The following is a 17,377-nucleotide window of genomic DNA, read 5'->3' as shown; positions in this document are numbered from 1 at the left end:
CATGAGTGAACCTATCAAAACAGTTGGCCAGGGAATCAACCGGGTAGATGGCTTCCTGAAAGTCACCGGTGCGGCCCGGTATGCAACCGACTACCCGGTGAAAAATCTCGCGCATGCGGTGATCTTTAAAAGCACGGTTGCCGCTGGTGAAATCCTGGCAATTGACACCATAGAAGCAGAGAAAGCACCAGGGGTGCTTTCGGTGATCACCCATCAAAATGCGCCGAAGCTCAATCCAAATGGCGGCCTTCGCGGTGGCGGCTTACTCCAGGAAACCAAAATTCATTTCCATGGGCAACATATTGGCGTAGTCGTAGCAGAAACGTTTGAGCAGGCCAGATATGCAAGCCGGCTCGTGAAAGTGGAGTACAGCAAACAAACGCCAAGAACCGATTTTGAAAAACTCGAAAAGGAAGCAAGCACGCCAAAAGATAAAGACAAAGCTGATATTGTAAGGGGCGATGTAGACACCGCTTTTAGCAGTGCCGAATTTAAGCTGGATGTAGTTTATGAAACGCCGATAGAACACCACCATCCCATGGAGCCACATTCAACCATTGCGGTATGGGAAGGTGAAAAACTAACTTTATACAACGGCTCCCAAATTGTAAATGGGGCCCAGTCTTCAGCTGCAAATACGTTGAACATACCTGCTGCAAATGTTCGTATCGTAACCCCTCATATCGGTGGTGGATTTGGTTCAAAAGGCGGACAATGGGCAAACCTGGTGCTCACCGCCATTGCGGCTAAGATGGTGAACCGGCCGGTGAAGCTTGCATTGACCCGGCAACAAATGGTGAATTCGGCAGGATTAAGGCAACGCAATTTGCAGCGTATACGACTTGCTGCAACAAAGGAGGGCAAACTGACGGTTCTTGCGCACGAGACCACTACGCATTGTGCAATGAATGGCGAATTTGTTGAGCCTTGTGGCGACTGTTCGAAAGTGATGTACGAAGTGCCCAATGCGAAAATCGCCTACAAGGTTGTACCAATGAACCTGATTTTGCCGACTTATACCCGGGGGCCCGGCAAAGCTACCGGCAGCTTTGCACTTGAATCTGCGATGGACGAACTGGCGCACCAGTTGAAGTTAGACCCGATTGAATTCAGGATAAAAAATGAACCCGCTAGAGATCCCTTAAACGGCAAGCCTTTTTCGTCGAGAACCACTGTTCAATGCCTGCAGGCGGGAGCAAAAGCTTTCGGTTGGGAAAAGCGAAAAATGGAACCGGGGACAAACCAACATGGAGACTATATGGTGGGCTATGGGGTTGCTGCCGGAACTTATCCGGCCCGACAACGCGACTCATCTGCCATGATACGGCTAAACCGAACAGGCAAGGATATTAAGGCAACCATTGAGCTCGCCGCATCCGACCTTGGCACGGGCACACATACCATTATAGCCCAAACAGCTGCAGATGGTTTAGGCATACCGGTGAGCAATATCGATGTTCGTATTGGCGACTCCGCATTACCGCCGGCCGCAGGTTCAGTTGGCTCAGTTGGAGCAGCAAGTTTTGCAAATGCCGTAAATGATGCCTGTATAAAAATCACAGATGAGCTTATATTAAAGTCCGGTAAGCAGTTCCCGGTTCGACCAATGGCGTCAGCGCTGATGGCATCCGAAAACCTAAAGGAATTCCAGACCCGGGTAGATGCAAAACCTTCACCGGAAGCCGACAATTACTCCTGTCACAGTTTCAACGCAAACTTTGCTGAGGTTTGGGTGAACGCTGCTACCGGGATGGTAAAGGTTCACCGGTTTCTTGCGGTCACAGGTGCAGGAAAAATATTGAACCCGAAAACCGCAAGGTCACAGATTATAGGTGGAAACATTTGGGGAATAGGTATGGCGCTAACCGAAGAGTCGGTGGTAGATCCAAGGTATGGCAACTTCGTAACACGCTCGTTTGCCGACTACCATATACCTGCAAACCTCGACATCGGAACCCTTGACACAATATTCATTGATGAAGATGACCCAATCACCAATAAGCTGGGGGTTAAAGGTATTGGTGAGGTTTCAATTGTTGGCGTAGCCGCAGCAGTAGCCAATGCCATCTACAATGCAACCGGTATTCGGGTAAGGGATCTTCCGATCACACCAGATAAGCTCATTCGTAAAGTGTAGAAGCCAACAGACGTGCTTCCCTTATCAGCAGACTAGCGCCAGGATGTGTATTTGACCACAACTGAACACAGGGGTGTTAACGTCAAATAGGCGGTGCTTTGCGGCAAATAGGTTGCCGGAGATACCTAGTTCAAAAATTTGTTTCGACATTTGAAAGGGGAAAAATGCTGCCAATGCATTGACCTGGATCGTTACATTCTAGGGCTTTAGTGCCGTTGGATTGTACACGATCGGGGGTGTTTGTGTGCAGCAGTTTTCTCCAGTTCACTTGATAGCAATTATAAAAAATCAGCTATGAAACAAACAGCAAGCGATGTAGATTCATATATCTCCGGGTTCCCCGAACTAACCCAACGCAAGTTAGAACAGGTCAGGACGACCATCCGCGGGGCCGCACCAGGGGCCGAAGAAATTATCAATTACGGTATACCCACTTTTGTTTTAAAAGGCAACCTTGTACATTACGCCGCTTATCAACATCACATCGGCTTCTACCCGACCCCATCCGGTATAAATTACTTCAAGGACGATCTATCCAAATATCGTGGCGCAAAAGGCACGGTACAATTTCCCTTAAGTGAGGAGCTTCCGCTGGAGCTGATCACCAGGATTGTCAGATTCAGGGTGAAAGAAAACCTCGAAAAAGAGGCTAAAAAGAAGAGTTTACGGACTTGTAAAAACGGACACAAATACTACAAGTCAAGTGACTGCAATACCTGCCCGGTTTGTGAAGCAGAACGTAAACCCGAAAATGGATTCTTGTCGTTGCTCTCCGCCCCCGCCCGGCGTGCACTTGAAAACAACGGCATCAACAACGTTAAAAAACTTGCAACCTTTAAAGAAAGGGACATCTTAAAACTACATGGAATGGGACCGGCATCGCTGCCTACGTTAAAGGCCGCCTTAGAGGAGAATGGTTTGGCGTTTAGCAAATAAGACCTTATTCTTAAGTTGAATGATTTATTTTAATCGGGTTAAAGCGTTAAGAATTACAAGTTAAGAATAGGATCTCGATCAGGAGAGACTCTGAGATGGTTAATCGTTATCCGTCCTTGATCGATTACGGCCCGAAAATTCAAACCAGAAACTATGTGTTTTCTAGGTTCTATAATCTTATGTGGTAGAAATTGGTTCCATAATAAGCATCGTCAACCAGGTAAGACTTCTTAATTAACCAAATAGACACATAGTTCACATAGGTAGGAACATATAGAAGAATGCGGTGGTAAATGCAGTGATGAGAATATGAATAATGAGATATGAGACGTGATGAGTGGTCGTGTGTCGTTTGAACTTATCAACATGTCAACTGATCAACTAATCAACTATACTGTCATTTGGAGACACGAGAAATCCCTTCGGGAGTGATGAGTTATGAGACGTGATGGTTGGTTGTGTTTGATTTCAACCTCTCAACTAATCAACCTTTTCTTTCGTAATGTAAGATGCTTGATGCATACAGAAGATTAGTATTATACCTTCAATCACCCTTTTCGTCCCACCTTCAAACGTACTGCAACCGCAAGATAATTAGCCCCAAAAGGGCTTCTATCTACCAGTGGTAAACGTTCCATCTTGAAATAAGCCGACGCATTTTTTGAACGCTTGAGGTTTTTTGTTGACGCTGCAACCAGCACGAGGCCGCCAACCACTGTAGCAGTACCCAATATATAAGGCACGGTATAGGATTTTCTCTTTTCAGATGGTCCATAAACTGAAATATTAAACGCGTTGTGGCGAAAGTCACCTATGGCCGCAACCAGCCATGTGACTCCGCCGATACTTGAGAGTATCATACCATTTGTTTTCTGCCGCTTACTTTTTTGTAAATAATACGCCCGCGTGTTTTTCTCCGGGGATACCGGCTCCTGCGCGGACAAGGTATTAACAAGCAAACAGGTAAGGATCGATAAAAAGATGTTTTTCAAGTTTAGCAATTTGTACCTAATGTAATCAAAAGCATTAACTCCTGCAAGACGGTTTGAGGATTCCTAAGCAAGCCAGACCTATCCTTTCTTTCGCGTAAAACTTCGAATCGCATAACGGCGTAATCCCATCTTTTCCGGTTGCCAAATAATGGCTAAGGGAAACAAGTATGACACTGCCCTCGACAAGCTTGCACGACACCAAATTAAGATCTGAGTCACCGCGTTACCAACGAAGCTATCCGTTGCTTTGTTGTCGTGTTTGCCCCGCATAATGCCGTCATCACACCCTAAACATGCTAATTTCCAAAACTATCTTTGAGTGGAAACGATATAAACCTCTTCTACTATCACTCATCATTAAATTTTAAAACGATGGCAAGCGTTAGCACCTACCTGAATTTCTCTCGTAATACCGAGGAAGCATTCAACTTTTACAAAAGCGTTTTTGGAGGCGAGTTTTTTGGCGATGGTATCATGCGTTATGGCGATATTCCGCCAATGGACGGTGCACCGCCGATGGCAGAAGAAGATAAAAACCTGGTGATGCATGTTGAGCTGCGTATCCTCGGCAGTCATACGTTGATGGGCACAGATGCCCCTGAGTCGATGGGTTTTAAACTTAATTTTGGCAACAACACTTATATCAATCTTCAGCCTGATACGAAAGCAGAAACAAAACAATTGTTTGATAAGTTGGCGGAAGGCGGAACGGTAACCATGGAACTACAAGACATGTTCTGGGGAGATTATTTTGGCAGTTGTACAGACAAGTTTGGTGTTCAATGGATGTTTAATTGTAATGAAAAACAGCCATCATAAGGACAGGAGGTCTAATTCAGCCGATCATAAATCAATTATAGCTAAAGCGAGTGAGCCATTATCAACTACCAGACGACGTATTGATTGACAGCATAAAGGATTGCAGCCTCGATCCTGCAGTCTTTACACATGAGGCTCATCTGCGACTGGCATGGCTTCAAATTCAACATCATGGTATAGATCAGGCAATCGTAAACGTGTGTTTAGGGTTGAAGCAATTTGTTTTGGCGCTTGGGGCAGAAGATAAGTATAACGAAACACTTACCGTTTCTGCAGTCAGGGCAGTTTATCACTTTATGCTCAAATCACCTGCAACCGATTTTCGACAATTCATCACCGAGAACAACAGGCTAAAGCAAAACTTCCCGGAACTGATGGGCAAGCATTACAGCGAAAACATTTTCGTTGCTGAACGTGCAAAGAAGGTGTATCTCGAACCAGACCTGCTGCCATTCGACTAAACGCGGGCACTACAACTTATTGATATCACGGCTCAGAATTACCCTATTAACCAGCTCATATGAGAAAACTCATCGTCCAGGAATGGCTCTCACTTGATGGTTTTGTCGCAGACAAAAACGGCAACCTCGATTTTTTTACGACGACTGAATACAGTGAGAAAAACAAATACTCCGATTATGATTTACGCGAATTTATGATAGGTATCGACACCATTCTGCTTGGTCGTATCACGTATGAACTTTTTGTTGACTTCTGGCCAACAGCTGATGTTAAAACCGAGGTAATTGCCGATGTTTTGAATACAACACAAAAAGTTGTTTGTTCCAATTCGATCACCAAAGCGCCATGGGGTAAGTGGCCCGACGCACAAATTTTAAATGGTGACGTGGTAACGTCGGTACAGGAACTGAAATCCCGTGAAGGCAAAAACATCGTCATGTGGGGCAGCATTATGCTTGCGCAAACCCTTATTAAAGCCGGGCTAGTCGATGCCTACCACCTGAGAATTTGCCCTACCGTTACCGGAGGTGGGCGGCCCTTTTTCCCAGGCATGAGTGCTTATGTAAACTTAAACCTGGTAGAATGTAAAAAGTATCCCTCGGGCACGATCCTGCTGCAATACGAACCCCTGAAGCCATAAACCTACCACAAGCCACACCAACATAGGGAAGCCCAAGGCTGCTTTGCACTTCCGGGCGTTATAGCTTCAAGCTGCTGCAAGCTATGTTACTCCCAATTGTTTCAGTTGAGCCGAAGTGTGTTTATCCGATCACAAGTTTATACATTGTGGCATGAAATTCATTGTCGTTGCACTGCTCCTTTTTTCTTCCATTTGCCTGCAGGCACAAACACTACCCCTGGTTTCAAAGATTGCATTCGGTTCATGTGCAAGCGAAAACAAACCGCAGCCGATCCTCGACCTGGTGGTAAAACATAAGCCGGATATTTTCGTATACCTCGGCGATAATATTTACGGCGATACGCGCGACATGAAAGTGCTGCAGGCTAAGTACGATTCACTTGCTGCAAAGCCCGAGTTTCAGCGGCTCAAAAAGTCAATCCCCCTATTTGCAACCTGGGACGATCACGACTTTGGCGAAAATGATGCAGGTAAGCACTACCCTTTCAAAAAGGAATCAAAAGAACTGTTTTTAAAGTTTTTTGATGAACCTGCACAGTCGGAAAGGCGAAAACACGAGGGAATTTATACATCGTACCTGTTTGAGGGAAATGGCAGGAAATTACAATTGATCCTGCTTGATAACCGCACCTTCCGCAGCGACCTCCGCCTATACCGTGGCGAACTAAACCGGCAGGCAAAGTACTTTTATCCCTTAGATTATTACCCACATCAAATCAAAGATTCCATACTGCTTGGAGAAGCGCAATGGGCATGGTTGGAGGGAGAGTTAAAGAAACCCGCAGACATCAGGATCATTGGTTCGGGCAGCCAGTTTAGCATTGCTTTTAACGGTTATGAGGCCTGGGCCAATTTTCCACATGAACAAACGCGACTTATCGAACTATTAAAAAAGACCCGTGCAAACGGTACGTTCTTCATCACCGGCCACGTGCATTATGCCGAGATATCGAAGTTGAAACAACCCGGCTGCTATCCCATTTACGATGTTACTTCAAGTGGTATTACTTCCACCTGGTTGTTTGCTACACCCAACGAAAACCGCATTGAAGGACCGGTTATGGATAACCATTTTGGCATGGTATCAATTGACTGGACACAAAAGGATCCACGAATCAAAATGGAAGTATGGGATATCAACGATAACCAAAGAATAGAGCACACGATCAGCCTTAGTGAAATTAGTTTCAAGTGAAACAATGGCGCGATCTATGAACCCAATTCAGTGCGCTCAAATGGTTAGTTTTTTGGGACCAGCAGGTGATCATTAAGCAACATCCTTGCTACGCTCAGTTCGTCGGGATACCCCTGATTAAGCGTGGTGGAGTACTGGAATCTTGATGCATTTTTTGCAATCACCAGTGTTGCCACATTGTACATATCTAATTGCCGGAGTAACAACCTAATTCATGCGCGTACAACAATACCAGATATGAGCAGCCGCTAAGCAACGCAAAATCACCATTCTATAGCAGCCATGCTGATGACCATTGGGTTGCTGTTAAACTGAGCGTAGCAACGATGTCGCCCAAAGCCAAAAAGCCTGTCAACAAAAAAAGAAACTCAACACCGGGTAGGAGCATATCGATTGCAGCAGCATGACACCGCTCAGTTAAGCGTTGTTACGATCTTTGACCGGAGCAAAGCACTGAACGGAACGAAGACTATCGGGTGCTTAGCGGTAAAGCAGCCGTTGCAAACAATTGTTTTTAGGCAGCGAACCGGCGAAAGCATTTGTCCAATGTTTAATAAACCAACTATGCTATACAGACAACTTTTGTTAATGCTTTGCGCAGGAATAATCCTCGCGGGCTGTTCTAAAAAGCGGCTTGACACGAATGATTGTGAACAGCTGAAAACAGCGCTTGCTACTGAAAACCTGTCGATGGTTAAAAAAGAGTTGAATGGTCAGCTTACCGCTTATTCCAAAGAAAACCTTACAAAGCTCACGGCTACACTTTTGGAAAAGTGCAACATTAATGCAGCGCCATTTTGTTACGACTGCATCAAAACGAACCCTGCACAAACAGAGATCCAGTTTTCATTTGCTTACCAGGGTACTGTTGTTCATTGTAATGTTGACTTTTCGAAAACATCCAACAACAGGATGGAAGTTGTTGGCGTTCACCGGTAGCTGGTTTTCTTAGGTTGACTGGTTGATTAGTTGAGAGGTTGACTGGTTGATAGGTTGATCAGTTGATAGGTTGATAGGTTGACTGGTTGATTAGTTGACTGGTTGAGAAGTTGATATGTTGAAAGAAACACGACTAAACAATACGTCTCCTCTCTCATCGCTCCTCTCTCATCTCTCCCGAAGGCATCCCTCCTGCGTCGGGCTGACAGTCCAGAAAGCGAACACGACCAACCATCACGTCTCATCTCTCATCGTTCATCTCTCATCGCTCATTTCTCATCTCTCCTCTCTCATCGTTCCCGAAGGGAACAACATTCATCATTCAACATCCAACATAAGTTTGCAGCCTACGCCTTCTCTCCCAGGGTCCAACCTTCACGCTCGTCAGGGGTTGTTGGTGGTCCATCAATTAAGGTATCGGCAACAGCGCCGGTAACAAATGCATAGATCCCTTTGTGGAGGAGATCAATAGCCTGTTCGTCTTTTGGCCAGGTCCAGGGTAGCGCGCCAACACCGGTTGCATTTTCCAGGGTTTGATCGTTCAACAACCGAAGGTTCATAAACAGGAACGATCCTACCGGACCCCTGATCCCCTTTTCTGCCATGATGCCCCTGACGGCACCCATCAGGATTCCTTGTCCCCAATGCATCGCCCAGTTGCGTGCGTCATTATCGGGTTTTTCTTCAAGACCAAGTAAATGTTCCAAAGTATGCTGTGGCACATAGGAATTTGGCCGCTTTGTGATCATTTGTTCCACTTTCTCCGCCAAGGTCATAGCCGCCACGCCGGCGACACCCGCCAAAAGGCCCTGTAATAAAGCTTCGCTTTTCATAGATGTTTTTTACAGTAATATGGGATGAATAAATATATATAAGATTTTCGCTATAATTATTATACCACGCAACGGAATAACACTGGAAAAGCCCTTTAAAGTTTAGTCGTACGAGCTACTTTGACCACACCATAGTAAACCCGAAGGCGTGCTTGTGTCGAAGATCCATGCGCCGGATCCAACCCCGGGGTAAAAAAAAAGCCGGACCTTCTACAGTCCGGCTATTGCTTGCTAGTTTATGTTGGTTATAACAACGCGTGCGATTGCTAAAGTTTAACCACCTTAATAAAGGTTTTGGCACCATCTGTTCTAATGACCCTGAGGTGATAAACCCCGGCAGGTAAATGTGCTGCATCCATATGCATCGTAAGCTGTCCGGCAAGTGATCTGGTTAGCACTACCCGTCCCGATACATCAAGCATGTCCAACCTTTTTACACCCTGCAGGTTGCTGATGTTTAAGCCTGTTTTGAATGGATTTGGTCCCAGCACGATACCATTACCCTTAGGCTGGTACACTACGCTTCTTACCATCGAATAAATTGCCAGGCCATCTGCATCAAGGCTCTTTACCCGGTAATAATAAGTGCCTGCCGCGGGCAGGAAGTCAGACAGGTTGTAATCCCGTTTGCCTGTGCTATACCCGGCTGCCCAAACGGTACCTACATAAGTATAGGCCGTGCCATCAATGCTCCTTTCAATATCAAACCGTTTGGTGTTGACCTCTGCAAGGGTGCTCCAGTTTAGCACTGCGGTATTGCCATTTAACTTAGCCTGGAAGGTGAAACCGGTAATGGGCAATACGACTCCTGTACCCGGTGTGCTTTCGTTGTTGTTGTCGTCTAGTGCAGTTACAACAAAGTAGGGGTTGCCCGCTATTGCTGCTGCATCAAGTGCAAGGTTGGGTGTCGGAACGATCGCGTATATTTTTGTTCCATCATTTTTATGCGTTAAGGCTTCGGTTGAATTGGCAAAGCGATACACTACGTATTTTCTCGCGCCGTCGCCATCCACTGCCGGAGCAGGTGCATTCCAAAGCAGGGAGTCCTGCTGGCGGCGCACATTAACCGGTGCATTCGGACATACCCCGTCTTTCCATGGCATAGCTGCCGGGAACGATTTGTAGCGAAACTGGTTATTCTGCAGCGAGGTTCTAATGCCCTTTACATTCGTCATGAGGTGCCGGGTACTGAAGAGAATCTGCCCTTGTACCTGTTGGCGATTTTGGTCCCGGTTTAACGTAATCTGCCCTTCGATATCTGCAGCTTCCCAATTGCTCGCATCGGCCATCCGGTAAACAGCAAGGCCGGGGTAGATATACCTGTTGTTGTCTTCAGCCTGGTCGTTCCACCATTTTGAAAGCGCATTATAATCCTGCGGACCGCCGATTTTCCAGTAGAGTTGCGGGGCCACATAGTCAACCTTGCCAGCCTGCATCCACGCGATGGGATCGGCATACATGGCACTATAAGAAGAGTTGCCCGTAATGCCCGGAGGCGTGCCGCTTTTCCAGATACCAAACGGACTGACACCGAAGATGATGTTGCGGTTTTTCGCCTCGTTGATCGCGGCTATGGTGTCGTAAACTTTTGCAATGAGCTGGTTTACATTATCACGTCGCCAGTCGCCGATGTTCGTGATGCCATTTGGGTTGTTATTTACATAAGTCAGGCTATCCTGGTTGGTAAAGCTTGCCGTGGGATAGAAGTAATCATCAAAATGGATTCCGTCGACGTCGTACCGGGTAGCAATATCAGCTATAACATTTGTCAGGTGACTGCGTACAGCCGGTAACCCAGGGTTAAGCATAGTTAAGGTGCCGGCAGCAAAGGTCCATTCAGGATGTAAGCTGGCCACGTGATTCGGCGCCAATACCGGGGTGCTTTGTTTTGCGCGATAGGGGTTTAGCCAGGCATGCAGTTCCATACCCCGGGCGTGTGCCGCTTCAATTGCAAATGCGAGTGGATCCCATAAAGGACTTGGCGCGGTACCCTGCGCGTTTGTGAGCCAGTACGACCACGGTTCAAGAGCTGATGCATACAGGGCGTCGGACTCTGGCCGAACCTGGAGGTATACAGTGTTGATGTTGGTACGGGCAAGGGTATCCAGTATCCTGATCAGTTCAGCCTGCTGCTGGGCAGTAGTAAGGGTACGTGACGAGGGCCAGTCGATGTTCGAGACCGTTGACACCCATGCACCCCTTAGATCACGTTTTGGAAATTGATCCTCTACTTCCGGCGGGGTTGGATCGCAATCACCAGCTGCTACCACGGTAATGATCATCGTAGCAGGATTTGAAACCTGGCCGGTGGTGTTGCGGATGGTGTAGGTAATGGTATCGCTGCCGATATAACCCGGGTTTGCAGTATAGGTTATGTTACCCCCATTATCTTTAGCTACGGTACCATTTGATGGGCCCCGAACAATGGTAAGTGTTGTGAGGTCGAAAGGGATACCGTTGTTGTAATCATTGGTGAGTACGTTGATGCGTTTTGCAGTACTGGTTTGCGCCGTTGCCACATCTTCATTCGCCGTTGGTGTGGTTACTACAGGAATGTCGAAATAAGCAAGCGCTTTACCCATAAAAGCCGTGATGGAGCTGTCTGCTGCAGTCTCCAGGGTAAAAGAAAGGAAGATCACTCCGCCAGGGGTAGTCCCCGAACCAAATGTGCCTTTGTAGGCAATACCACCCCTGTTCGGACTAACGCTGTAGTTGAGGATGGCTATAGATCCGTTTGCAGGCGCAATAGCATCGGGGAAGTCTTCGGGATAAGTTATGCCGAAAGGTATGTTGAGTCCTTCGAAAGGCGTACCTGCTATACCGGTAGCGGGTGTGTAGGCTACTGCGCCGTCACCCACATAAGTCGACTTCAGGTAGTTATTCATGAAGTTGGCGTCGTAGGTGGTTGAAGCTGTGCGGCCAACGTTGTAAGCAACTTCAGAACCGGAGACGATGAGTTTACCCCCGCCATTCAGGTAACCGATTATGGCTGCTTTTTCAGCGGCAGAGAAAACCACGTTCGCGCTCGACTCGTCGCCGACAAACCACACAACCATATCATAACCGGTTAGCGGAAACGATCCGTCTTCAACCCTTTCATTGGCAACACTGCTGATTTGCAGTGCCGCTTTATTCCTAAGAGATTTGAAATAACTGGTTACAAACGGATGGGTCGAGTTCTGGTATGACCCGCTGCCGCCGAAGCGGTCGAAGCCATCGACGATCAGGACTTTTGGTCCTGTTGTATTGGATGACCTTGAGTAGATATCGCTGGATGTACTTTCTACCCGGTTGGCGCCATCTGCTACAACGGCCGTCAGCTTGAAGTGGTATACATCACCCGAAGGTGGCACCAGGAATTGTGCTGCGTCAAGCGTAACAGATGTGGTTGTTGCAGTTAATGTTGTTTCATCAGCCGCTAGAGACCAGCTTGTCATTGCATCGCTGTTGGCATAGTACAGGCGGTAACCAGCTAGCGCAGGCTCTATGTTTGCTTTCCAGCTTACGCTTAAGCCTGTACCGTTTCCGGGATTGGCAACACTATATAAGATTGGAGCAGCAACGTTTACCGAGTTTACACGGGTAAGGAAGGCGGCCCAGCGGGCGGGGGTTAAATTCGGGCACTCGGTGGCGCGAACATCACTATGGCCATAGATACCAGGATCGCCATTGTTTACCCGGCGGACCTTAGGGATAGCTCTTCGGTTACAAACATTACCACACAGGTTTGCTGCAGATGCGAGCATGGGCTCGCTGTCCCACATCGACAGGTTGGTTGCAATGACTTCGTGTTCTACGCCAATGCCCATGTCGTTATAAGTGGCAACCCCCTGCGACCATGCGCGATCGTTTTCTGCTACCACCTGGCTTACCTCTCCATCATTATTCCGAACCACGTAATGGGCACTTACATTAGAGGAGCAGTCTTTAAACCAGCTGATCGCACCCTGGTAGGTTCCGGTTCCGACATAGTGTACAAAATAGTATTTGATCGCACTTCCGGCCGGACGGCTATTGAAGTTGCAGGTGGTGAAGTTGGCAACTGCATTGGGGTAGTCGACCGCTGTGGTGCGTTGGGTTGCGGGCTTTATTTCCGGTTCAGTTATCGTTCGCGCAAGGGATACATCGATTGGATCAATTGCAATGATCTCACCCCAGAGGCTAACGGTTCTGCTACCCGATTTTAGCAGGTCATAAATGCGAACAGCAAGCTCATTGGCCATGGCTGCATCGGTAAGGCCAGTCAGGGAGCTCATCGACTCAAACCAGTTTTCAAGGGTAATAGACGGCTTGCCTTTTTGATAATGGGCAAGTAAGGCAGCAGCTGCGCGGATGTTGGTTTGCGCATCGTTTTGGATTGCTGCCGGCTTAACGTTCAGCAGTTTTGCAGCAAGACTGATTTGTTGAACGTAAGGGTTTTCGATGATCCCCATGACACCCCAGGAACCGTACATGGACGCTGATACCTGTGCCCAGTTGCTTTGCACCTGTGCAGTGGCCTTTAACAGCTGCACGGGTACGCTAAATTCGGCAGCAGCCTGTTGAAAGTATTTGTTCATGGTGCCCATGCTTGGGTGCGGGCGGTTCAGGAACTCGCGGAGCATATCGTCTTTATGGTCGTGCCCTTTGTCGATTTCCGATGGACCTACCTCGGGCGCTTTAAACACGTTTGCGTGCAGGTATTGGCTCATGTCGCGCTGGAGGAAAACGTCGCCATTCGGGGCGGTTGTTTTGGTAACCGGTGTTTGCACGTATTTGTTGACGAGTGCATACAGTTCTGCATCGGATTGCGGCGCCTTTTGTTTGTTTACCTGTGCATAGGTTGTCGTATGAATTGCGGCGACAACGAGGAATAAAAAGGTGCAGGAAAGGTTTCGTAAAAGTTTTTGCATAAAAAGATTTGGGGTGTCAGGTGGAGCTTATCAATTGGGCATTAAATATATTATAATCAGGGGTAATAACGATGAACTATGAATGATGAACTATGAATGGATCGTCATTGCAAGGCACGAAGCAATCCTTTGTTTTGGCATCGATAGCATCTGCCTGGCACAACCGTCATTGCGCGCGCAGCAAAGCAATCCCAGGTTTTGGCATCGTTACCATCTGCCTGGCACTGCACCTTCCCTGCGCGCAGCAAGCTGACCGTCATTGCGAGCGCAGCGAAGCAATCCCCTGTTTTAGCATCGATAGCATCTGCCTGGCACTGACCGTCATTGCGAGCGCAGCGAAGCAATCCATTGGTAATGATGAATGAAATACCCTGCATCCTTCGTCATTGCGAGCGCAGCAAGCTGACCGTCATTGCGAGCGCAGCGAAGCAATCCCTTGTCTTGGCATCGTTAGTATCTGCCTGGCACTGCACCGTCATTGCGCGCAGCATCCTGTTCGTCATTGCGAGCGCAGCGAAGCAATCCCATGTTTTGGCATCGTTAGCATCTGCCTGGCACTGCACCTTCCTTGCGCGCAGCATCCTGTTCGTCATTGCGAGCGCAGCGAAGCAATCCCATGTTTTGGCATTGTTAGCATCTGCCTGGCACTGCACCTTCCCTGCGCGCAGCAAGCTGACCGTCATTGCGAGCGCAGCGAAGCAATCCCTTGTTTTGGCATCGTTAGTATCTGCCTGGCACTGACCGTCATTGCGAGCGCAGCGAAGCAATCCCTTGGTAATGATGAATGAAATACCCTGCATCCTTCGTCATTGCGCGAGCAGCATACTACACCGTCATTGCGAGCGCAGCGAAGCAATCCCCTGTTTTAGCATCGATAGCATCTGCCTGGCACTGCACCTTCCTTGCGAGCCCAGCATGCTGCACCGTCATTGCGAGCGCAGCGAAGCAATCCCCTGTTTTAGCATCGATAGCATCTGCCTGGCACTGCACCTTCCCTACTAGCAAAACAACCCCTCGTTTTGGCATCGGAATTCCCCAGTCAACTTATCAACTTCTCAAACTATCAACTTATCAACCAATCAACTGATCAACCTATCAACGATCACTGATCAACCATTTTCCCTAATATTGGAAGACGCAGGTGATGCGATAAAACAGATGCATATGAACGATGTCAACGAGCAAATGCTTTATGATGAAATCAGGTCCATTATTGAGCAGGCCCGGACAACGGCCTACCGTGCGGTAAACTTTTCCATGGTGGTTGCCTATTGGAACATCGGGCGGCGTATTGTAGAACACGAGCAGTCAGGCGACGTGAAAGCGACATATGGAACAGGTACACTAAAACAGTTGTCGAAAAAACTTACCGCTGAATTCGGGAAAGGGTTCACCGAAACGAACCTGAAATACTGCCGGCAGTTTTACCTGGTGTTTCCGCCAGTGGAGAAAAGTCACGCAGCGCGTGACGGATCCGGGCACGGCCTGGAAAAAGGTCACGCGCTGCGTGACGAATTATCGTGGACGCACTATCGCCTGCTGTTGAAGGTTGAAAATGAATCCGCCCGTAAGTACTACATGCGGGAAGCAATAGCACAAAACTGGAGCACCCGTGCGCTTGAAAGACAGATCAACACCTTTTATTACGAACGGATCGTTTCTTCTAAAAACAGCAAGGGGGTGAGCGACGAGGCCCATAACGTCACGGGTGAACTTGCGGCCGTTCCCGAAGACTTTATCAAGGATCCGTATGTGCTGGAGTTTCTTGACCTGCCATCCGGAAGCGGGTTCCTGGAGAAAGACCTCGAAAATGCAGTCATCTTAAAGCTCCAACACTTCCTGCTTGAGCTCGGTAAAGGCTTCTCTTTTGTCGCCCAACAAAAGCGTATCTCCGCCGGAGACGACCACTTTTATGTCGACCTGGTATTTTACAACTATATCCTGAAGTGCTTCATCCTGATCGACCTGAAACTGGGAAAGCTCAGCCACCAGGACATCGGGCAGATGGACCTTTATGTGCGCTGGTTCGAAGAACACATTAAGGGAGAAACGGACAACCCTACCATTGGGATTATCCTTTGCTCGGAGAAAAATGAAACTGTGGTAAAATACTCCGTGCTAAAAGACAGCAAGCAATTGTTTGCGTCCAAATACAAACTGTACCTGCCTTCGGAGAAAGAGCTGAAAGCAGAAGTGGAGCGGGAGTTGTTGCACTTTCGGCTGGAGCGGGAGGGGTAGGAATTATGTTGAATGTTGAATGGAGTTATGAGTTGAGAATTATGAATTATGAGTGTATTTGTGGGTCGGGAGAGCGTAATCGAACCATGGGAGGTGAGGAAAAGTTATGGGTTAAGAATTATGAGTTATGAGTGGGTTCGATGAGAGGAAAGAGAGAGTTCTGAGTTAAAAGTTAGGAGTTATGAGTGGGTTCGATGAGAGGTGAGGAAAGTTATGAGTTAAGCATTAGGAGTTATGAGTGGGTTGGTGATTCAGGAAAGCGTAATCGAACGATCTAAACTACGTTATTGCCGATGCTTCCTGTGTCGGGTTAAGCAATAGCGAATGACCATCTTATACAAGGGAAGACGACCAACCAATCAAGTTTCATTAATCATTATCTTTTCTGATCACTGCAATTAACATCGCTGCTATGTGTTCCTACTATTTGGACGATGTGTCTATGTGGTACACAAAGACGTTTTACGGGTTGGCAGTGCTTTTTGATGTTAACGATCACCACCGCATAGGATCATAGAAACATAGGAAATACACATAGCATCTACAGACAAGTTGATGCCGCTCTAACTTTACCTATCCTTCTTTAAATGGGTGATTTCAAAAAATAGAAGACACGATCAATCGCATTTTTTGAACAAAACAACGATCATAGCAACCAAAAAAGAAAACCTTTTTATCTCTCCTGACACCAGAACCCACTCTTAAGTCATAACTCATAATTTTTAACTCCGGCTTTACCTGCAATGCAACCGGTTTCGGCTACCAGTCACGATGATGTTTGCCCCACAGCAGTTGCCATCCTCAAAAGGCTGGAATGGCTATCTCCTGCCACGATAAAGCGTATTAACCAGTATTCAGGTCTGTAGTCAACGTTTCCAAGCTCTTAATATCCAGGAGTATTGTTTTCAAGAAAGCTAAATGTTGCCGGGCATTTTCGCGGCGGATTAGCCGACTGATGCAGTAAAATCAACTAATCAACCCGAAAAGAAATTTTTCTGCAATCGGTTGCAATATTCGCATTTTGGTTTAATTTACTCACTCAAACGAAAACGACTGCTATGCTTTTATTCCAAATACCACAAAGACGCCGACGGCAAAACCCGCCGGAAATCTATGTTCTTGGTTGTTTATTTGACAAGCGTAATCGTCAGAAATCTCTCCCAAACCCCTTCTAAATTTTGTTGGCTTTACCAGGTTGATGCGCCGTAATGGTCAGCACCGATTATTTAGCTGTGCAGGAACGATTGCGTAAGGGATAGGAACGTCCGCCCGGCTGAAGCCATTCGGACGGGGA

13 protein-coding genes are annotated in these 17,377 nt (G+C 47.3%); 10 read left to right on the top strand and 3 right to left on the bottom strand.

The genetic code is table 11. The features are described 5' to 3' along the window. Position 1: 1 nt before the first annotated feature. Positions 2-2,137 (top strand): xanthine dehydrogenase family protein molybdopterin-binding subunit, encoded by a 2,136-nt coding sequence (locus EXU57_RS08345; protein WP_133267740.1) that lies wholly within the window; start codon positions 2-4, stop codon positions 2,135-2,137. Between the two features lie 294 nt (positions 2,138-2,431). Further along, positions 2,432-3,073 carry a DUF1801 domain-containing protein gene (locus EXU57_RS08340; protein ID WP_133267739.1) on the top strand — a complete coding sequence of 214 codons (642 nt, stop codon included), beginning with the start codon at positions 2,432-2,434 and terminating at the stop codon, positions 3,071-3,073. 548 nt (positions 3,074-3,621) lie between these two features. Here the strand turns inward: EXU57_RS08340 and EXU57_RS08335 are convergent. After that, complete coding sequence (locus EXU57_RS08335) at positions 3,622-3,933, bottom strand: hypothetical protein (protein ID WP_133267738.1); 312 nt, start codon at positions 3,931-3,933, stop codon at positions 3,622-3,624. A gap of 447 nt (positions 3,934-4,380) precedes the next feature. Between EXU57_RS08335 and EXU57_RS08330 the strand changes: the two genes are divergently transcribed. The 5 genes from EXU57_RS08330 (at position 4,381) to EXU57_RS08310 (ending at position 8,120) form a co-directional block, all read left to right on the top strand. Further along, positions 4,381-4,884 carry a VOC family protein gene (locus EXU57_RS08330; protein WP_243745548.1) on the top strand — a complete coding sequence of 168 codons (504 nt, stop codon included), beginning with the start codon at positions 4,381-4,383 and terminating at the stop codon, positions 4,882-4,884. 50 nt (positions 4,885-4,934) lie between these two features. Next, the gene (locus EXU57_RS08325; RefSeq protein WP_133267736.1) at positions 4,935-5,345 is read left to right on the top strand and encodes a hypothetical protein; all 411 of its coding nucleotides are present in this window, start codon (positions 4,935-4,937) and stop codon (positions 5,343-5,345) included. Positions 5,346-5,404: 59 nt separating this feature from the next. After that, a complete protein-coding gene (locus EXU57_RS08320) occupies positions 5,405-5,986 on the top strand; it encodes a dihydrofolate reductase family protein (protein ID WP_133267735.1) in 582 nt (193 codons plus the stop codon). 151 nt (positions 5,987-6,137) lie between these two features. Beyond that, entirely contained in the window at positions 6,138-7,181 is a 1,044-nt protein-coding gene (locus EXU57_RS08315; protein WP_133267734.1) for an alkaline phosphatase D family protein, read from the top strand. A gap of 564 nt (positions 7,182-7,745) precedes the next feature. Further along, entirely contained in the window at positions 7,746-8,120 is a 375-nt protein-coding gene (locus EXU57_RS08310; RefSeq protein WP_133267733.1) for a hypothetical protein, read from the top strand. Positions 8,121-8,467: 347 nt separating this feature from the next. Here EXU57_RS08310 and EXU57_RS08305 read toward each other — a convergent pair whose 3' ends face one another. Together EXU57_RS08305 and EXU57_RS08300 are read right to left on the bottom strand one after the other, a co-directional pair. Continuing rightward, positions 8,468-8,953 (bottom strand): hypothetical protein, encoded by a 486-nt coding sequence (locus EXU57_RS08305; protein WP_207955432.1) that lies wholly within the window; start codon positions 8,951-8,953, stop codon positions 8,468-8,470. Between the two features lie 266 nt (positions 8,954-9,219). Continuing rightward, positions 9,220-13,845, bottom strand: coding sequence for a family 10 glycosylhydrolase (locus EXU57_RS08300; protein WP_133267732.1), 4,626 nt, complete (start codon positions 13,843-13,845; stop codon positions 9,220-9,222). Between the two features lie 92 nt (positions 13,846-13,937). On the opposite strand from EXU57_RS08300, the gene EXU57_RS08295 reads away from it, so the two are divergent. The 3 genes from EXU57_RS08295 to EXU57_RS08285 all read left to right on the top strand — a co-directional run bounded on the left by EXU57_RS08295 (position 13,938) and on the right by EXU57_RS08285 (position 16,083). Continuing rightward, a complete protein-coding gene (locus EXU57_RS08295; protein WP_133267731.1) occupies positions 13,938-14,210 on the top strand; it encodes a hypothetical protein in 273 nt (90 codons plus the stop codon). Next, positions 14,200-14,586 (top strand): hypothetical protein, encoded by a 387-nt coding sequence (locus tag EXU57_RS08290; protein WP_133267730.1) that lies wholly within the window; start codon positions 14,200-14,202, stop codon positions 14,584-14,586. Before EXU57_RS08295 ends, EXU57_RS08290 begins: the two co-directional genes overlap by 11 nt. A 423-nt stretch (positions 14,587-15,009) precedes the next feature. Further along, a complete protein-coding gene (locus EXU57_RS08285; RefSeq protein ID WP_133267729.1) occupies positions 15,010-16,083 on the top strand; it encodes a YhcG family protein in 1,074 nt (357 codons plus the stop codon). The last annotated feature ends 1,294 nt before the right edge of the window (positions 16,084-17,377 follow it).

This window comes from Segetibacter sp. 3557_3 (assembly GCF_004354985.1).
Classification (GTDB): Bacteria; Bacteroidota; Bacteroidia; order Chitinophagales; family Chitinophagaceae; genus Segetibacter.
The sequence above is the reverse complement of the archived record's forward strand: the minus strand, read 5'-3'. Positions and strand labels throughout refer to the sequence as shown.